Source organism: Leisingera aquimarina DSM 24565 (assembly GCF_000473165.1).
GTDB lineage: Bacteria > Pseudomonadota > Alphaproteobacteria > Rhodobacterales > Rhodobacteraceae > Leisingera > Leisingera aquimarina.
In genome coordinates, this window is sequence record NZ_KI421505.1 from 142,417 (window position 1) to 148,175 (window position 5,759).

Sequence of the window (5,759 nt, forward strand, 5' to 3'; positions counted from 1 at the left end):
GGAACATTCCGCCGGCAGAAGCAGAGGCCAATTTCTACGCCGCCCTGGAAACTGAGGACATTGCCGCGCAACTAACTGAAATCAGCCTCCGGCAAACCCGGGGCGGTTCAAAAACCATCCGCATTCCGGCTTGAAATGGCGCTCGCCCCGCGAGTTCATTAGGGTCAGGACTCATAGCCAATAGATGACGGTTGCGGCGAGAGCGATAGCGGAGAGGAAGACCTTCGGGCATCTGTCGTATCGCGTAGCCACACGCCTCCAGTCTTTGAGCCTGCCAAACATGAATCTCGATGCGGTTGCGGCGTTTGTAGCGGCGTTTGTCGTATCTGACGGGTGTCTTGCGCTGCTTTCGGCCCGGGATGCAGGCGCGTATCCCTTTGTCTTTCAATGCTTCCCGGAACCAATCGGCGTCATAGCCGCGATCCCCAAGCATCCAGTCGACATTCGGCAAACTGCTGAGCAGCGCCCTTGCCCCGATGTAGTCGCTGACCTGTCCAGCGGTGACGAACAAGCTCAGCGGGCGGCCCTGGCTGTCGCAGATGGCATGCAGCTTGGTATTCATGCCACCTTTGGTTCTACCGATCAGGCGGCCACGCCCCCCCTTTTTCACGCCCATGCTGGTCGCTGTCCGATGGGCTTTCAGATAAGTTGCGTCCACTGCCCGGCAGTCGAAACGCAGTTTCGATGAGAGGGGATCATCACGGTCTTCTCTTCGTTGTGTTCAGTTGCCAAACCGATCATCATCTGAGCAAAGATGCCCTTGTCACTCCAGCGTTTCCAACGGTTGTAAAGCGTTCACCGGGCTGACGCCGCCCCGCTGGGGCGACGGTCCCGCCTCACTGTGCGGGCCGTATTCCTCGGGTGCATCGCGCCACCTTAAGCCATTGCGGTTTATGAAGATAATCCCACTCAAGACACGCCGGTCATCAACGCGCGGCTTTCCATGGGACTGCGGGAAATAGGGCTCAAGACGCGCCATCTGCGCATCGCTTAGCCAGAAAAGATCAGACATGTTCACCGCTCGGTTTTCGAACCGTGAACCACGCCGCCAGGCGAAAATCAATGGGTCCTGACCCTAAGCTGCCGGACTATTGGCGCGTTCTATTCATCTGCTATTAAAATCTTCTATTTTCGCCACATTTCCACCGCATTTCGGCCACTCCTCAATCAGAGCGAAAAAGGAACCTACGGCAAGGCAAATCTTTGTTGGCGGTTGAAAATGTCGATCTATACAGTGAGCGGTAAGGCCGGTAGTGACGCCTATGAAACGGTTAGCGAAGACCACTTTGGTGTCAATTTAGTTACTATATACGATGAGGAGTTTGCAGACCCAACGTCTGAACTCGCGGCACTTGTGGAAAAATTGGGTATCACAAACCTCAGGTTTCCGGGAGGGTCTGCCACTGAACATTACTTCGACATGGCTCAACCGAATGCGAGCATTTCAAGCTTTGATCCCGAGCAAGAGCTTTTACCTATGGATCTGATGTTTGAGCAGGCGGGGAAGTCTGAACTGTCTGTCTCAATAGTTGTCCCCACGAAACAAGCGTTTTCCCAAAGTGCTGCAGAGGCAATGCTGGCTGGATCTTATGGGGGGCGGCAAGAAATCAAGGAGAAATACTTTAATGAGTTGCGTGAATTCATAGGGATGAGTCTTTCAGAGGCCAAAAAGAACGGCGTGCCGATATCTGCGATCGAAATCGGTAACGAATTTTGGGGGGCTGGTCAAATGACCGCCACCGAGTATGGTTTCTTGGCATCCCAAATTTTGCCCTTCATTGAGAAGGTCATCAATGACCTGGGAGAAGCGGTCCCTGCACTAATTATTCAAGGGATTTCTGCTGCATCCGAAAAATATTCACCGAAGGATCCAATTGACCTGTTCATCAATGCAGATGAACATCCCTCATCCATAAAAACAAAGTCAGAAATGGAAGGTGAATTTGGAGAGGAGATGCCCACAGGCTGGGTCTCTGTGAATGTGCTTGGGCAGGGCAGTGCCTATGATCAAATCTCAGATTTAGCCGACAATGTTAATGCAAACCCAAATTCCGCGAACCTTGTTTCCGGTATTGTTGGACACTATTACATTAGAGGCGGGTTTTTCGATGTGGATGCTGGAAAGGAATTTTTCTTCTCGCAACTTTCCCGGCTTGAAAACTTGCTGGACAGGTCTGAAGACTTGCCCCAAGTTTCCTTTCACATAACAGAATGGAATGCAAATGCCGCTAATGCGGAGAACAATAGGGGCCTTCAACATTCAGCCATGATGGTGGAAATGTTCTATGAGCAGCTTACGCATGGTGTGGACACATCTCAAATATGGCCTCTGACATTCGACAAGTCGCAGGGAATTACTCTTACAGATATAGAGCAACGGAATTTAACTATTGCCGGAGAGACTTTTGGGCTGATGCGGGAAACCCTAGTTGGTCTCACTCCGATAGTAGACTGGTCAATTGATAATCGAGTTGATGTCCATGGCTTTGGTGATGAGGATGAGTATGCTTTCGTAATTTCTGAAAGAAGTGGTTTCGAGCAGTTAGATGCAAACTTCGACTTTTCCAGCTTTTTAGGTGAAGGTAATTACTTTGCTAGGGTGGTAAATTTATCCGACGGCGATTCCGGTGGAGCTGATCATAAAGCTGCTCCAATTTTGGAATATATGCAAAGTAGAATAACCAGTGATGGCCTCGCGGAAGTTGACTTAGATCCTTGGTCTCTTGCATTTGTAGAGTTCACCAAGATTGGCAATCAGAGCGACATGGTTGTCGGCAGTGATCGCAAGGATATTATGCGCGGCCTTTCTGAAGGGGACTACCTGGATGGGAAGTCTGCAGGTGACAAAATTTTTGGAAACGGCGGGAACGACACATTGTTTGGCGGGGCAGGCCGCGATGTCTTGATCGGAGGAAAAGGCAATGACGTCCTCAGCGGTGGCGTCGGCCGCGACAAGATGATTGGCGGGAAAGGGCGCGACACTATTGACGGCGGGGCTTGGGACGATAGCATTTATGGCGGAACCGGCCAAGACAGCCTAACTGGCGGTTCTGGTAAGGACGAAATTCGAGGTGGAGCGGGGAAAGACATAATTTATGGAGGCGGCTGGAGCGACACTCTGCATGGTGGAGCTTCCCGCGACAGTATTTTTGGAGGGTCAGGGCGAGATTATATTGAAGGCGGAAAAGGAGATGATGTCGCTTCTGGCGGAGAGTGGAGTGATACCGTGATAGGAGGAGCGGGTGACGATCAGATAAATGGTGAGCAAGGCGCTGATACTCTGGTTGATGGAAAAGGTGAAGATACTCTTTCAGGTGGTACTGGAGCTGACCATTTTGTATTTTCGGCAGATCATTCAAAAGACTTTTTGAATGACTTTGAGTTTGGGTTGGATGTTCTCGATGTGAGAGAATGGGAGATTGATTTCCCTAATTCAATTGAAATCGGCAGCGATTTAGGAAATTTACATGGGGAGCAAAATTCTTGGATAAGAGTTGGCAATGAGCTGCTGATCTTCGAAGGAGCAAGCTCTACTCAGGTTGGAGATTTAGTGTTTTCCGACCTGTTTATATATTGACCGTCAAAGAACGCGACTTGGCCTGCCATTTATTCTCTTTTTGAGAGCTAGGCTCAGAAATACTGGCCAATAGATGACGTTTGCGGCCAGAGCAATGGCAGAGAGAAAGACTTTCGGACAGCGGTTCTTGCCGAACCAGACGAGACAGGTCTTCGAGACTGACGCCGGAACAGCGTGGAAATCATCAAAGGAGCCGACATATGGCACCAAACTCGCCCGCTCGTCCTCGAAGGCCTCCCAGATCGTGCGGTCTCGAAGCTCCTGGTGCGGATGAGATTTGGCCCGAGCAACGCAGCGATCCTCGAGCCAGGCATTGAGTTCGGCGTAGTTCTTAAACTTGGGCCTGGGCACGAAGAAGCGCCGCCGGACAACGCCGGCCTGGTTCTCGACCTGCCCTTTCTCCCAGCCAGACGCCGGTGTGCAGGCAACGGGATTGACAAGATAGCGCCCGCACATCTGCTGGAAACGCCGATTGCAGGCTCGGTCGCGGCCCACGAAGATCGTGTCTACCGCCGTCTTCGCGTCCATTGTTCTCGGACCAATGGCGGACAATTCCCGCTGTCGTAGATCCCGCGCGTGCTGGTCCCGCCGAAGAAGGCGAAGGCCTTGTCATGGGCATCGGACACCATCTCCTGCATCTCGCGTGGATAGACCCGGGCAAACCGCATGCGGCTGTGGCAGAGCCGGACATGCGCCACCTTCACAGTGGTGGTCGCGCCGTCGATCACCACAATCTTGTGGCTCCAGTCAAATTGGTAGGCCTCGCCCGGATCGAAGATCAGCGGGACATAGGCGGCTGCGGAGGCCTCTTGTTCTTCCTTGGACCATGTGGCCGCGTAGCGCCGGACAGCATCATAGCCGCCGTCATATCCAAGGGCTCTCAGTTCTTCGAAGATCCGGATGCGGGTTGACCGCTCGCGCTTTGGCTTCCTCGCATTCGCCGCCAGCATCTCTTCGAGCTTGTCTTTCCATGGCCCGATCTTTGGCAGAGGCTGAACGCTGCGTTCGCAGGTCGCTTCCGTCACACCAGACCGGATTGCCCTCCGCACCGTATTCCGTGATACCCGCAGTTCCCGGCAGATCTGCTTGATCGGATTCCTGTCCTGAAAATACGCCCGCCGGATCTTTGCTATCGTCTCCACGACCAACATCCCACTCTGCGCTCCCCGATAACCTCGGGGGCATCATTCACATCAGTGTAAGGGGGTCATTTTTGGACGCCGATTACCCCGTAACGGGGTCAAAATTGCATGCCTGTTCACATCGGAAAGCAACGACCATTGCCTCTTCATCTTTGCTTGGAACAGTCGGGCCCGGCTCCTTTGGCCCCGTCTTTCTATCCTCGGCTGTTCGGCGCTTTCGCCATTTCGCAACGGTCTTGACGTTGATGCCAAGCTCGCGGCTCAGAGTCGTGTTCGAAGCTTGCAATCGCTGTATTGCTGCTCGGATAGCGTACGTGCCCTATCGGCATATTGCTCCGCATCGCCTGCCGGGTGACAGTGCGTGGCGTATCCATGACGTATCTGTCCCACAGGGCATCCTTCCATTCCGTCGAATGGATCGCACCATCAAACCATCGGATCAAACACCTAGGGTCAGGATTCATAACCAGTAAATGACTAACGCCGCGCGGGCGATTGCTGACAGGAATACCTTGGGGCACCTGTCGCAGCGTGTTGCGGCGCGCCTCCAGTCCTTGAGCCTGCCGGACATGATCTCGATACGGTTGCGCCGCTTGTAGCGGCGTTTGCCGTATTTCACAGGCTTCTTGCGCTGCTTTCGACCGGGGATACAGCCGCGCTCCTTTGTCTTTTGACGCTTCTCTGAACCCGTCGGCGTCATAGCCGCGGTCCCCAAGCAGCCATCCGGCTTTTGGCAAGCTGCTTAGCAGCGCCCGCGCGCCGATGTCGTCGCTGACCCGCCGCCTGACAGGCGATGTTTGCATCGCCGAGAAGGGGCCCGGCGGTGATAAACAGGCTGAGCGGCCGGCCCTGGCGGTCGCAGATGGCATGCAGCTTCGNGTTCATGCCGCCTTTGGTCCGGCCCCTCTCGGGACATTGCTGCGCAATGCCCTGCCGGGCAAGGGATCAGGCGTCCACGCCCCCCTTTTTCACGCCCGTACCGGTCGCTGTCCGATGGGCTTTCAGATAAGTTGCGTCCACTGCCCGGCAGTCGAAACGCA

1 protein-coding gene and 4 pseudogenes are annotated in these 5,759 nt (G+C 53.9%); 1 reads left to right on the forward strand and 4 read right to left on the reverse strand.

The features are described from left to right. Nucleotides 1-171: 171 nt before the first annotated feature. A pseudogene (locus AQUI_RS30430) lies at nucleotides 172-1,012 on the reverse strand (IS5 family transposase). A 207-nt stretch (nucleotides 1,013-1,219) separates the two neighbouring features. Between AQUI_RS30430 and AQUI_RS29565 the strand changes: the two are divergent. Continuing rightward, complete coding sequence (locus AQUI_RS29565; protein WP_051372068.1) at nucleotides 1,220-3,577, forward strand: calcium-binding protein; 2,358 nt, start codon at nucleotides 1,220-1,222, stop codon at nucleotides 3,575-3,577. A 120-nt stretch (nucleotides 3,578-3,697) separates the two neighbouring features. Here AQUI_RS29565 and istA read toward each other — a convergent pair. The 3 pseudogenes from istA to AQUI_RS29020 form a co-directional block, all read right to left on the reverse strand. Further along, nucleotides 3,698-4,728 (reverse strand): annotated as a pseudogene (gene istA / locus AQUI_RS29015) (IS21 family transposase); the annotation flags it as partial. Between the two features lie 112 nt (nucleotides 4,729-4,840). After that, nucleotides 4,841-5,026: pseudogene (locus AQUI_RS32615) on the reverse strand (IS481 family transposase); the annotation flags it as partial. 153 nt (nucleotides 5,027-5,179) lie between these two features. After that, a pseudogene (locus AQUI_RS29020) lies at nucleotides 5,180-5,759 on the reverse strand (IS5 family transposase); the annotation flags it as partial.

Excerpts from the sequence above, each read along its gene's own strand:
- AQUI_RS29565 (WP_051372068.1), top strand. The coding sequence starts at position 1,220 with ATGTCGATCTATACAGTGAGCGGTAAGGCCGGTAGTGACGCCTATGAA.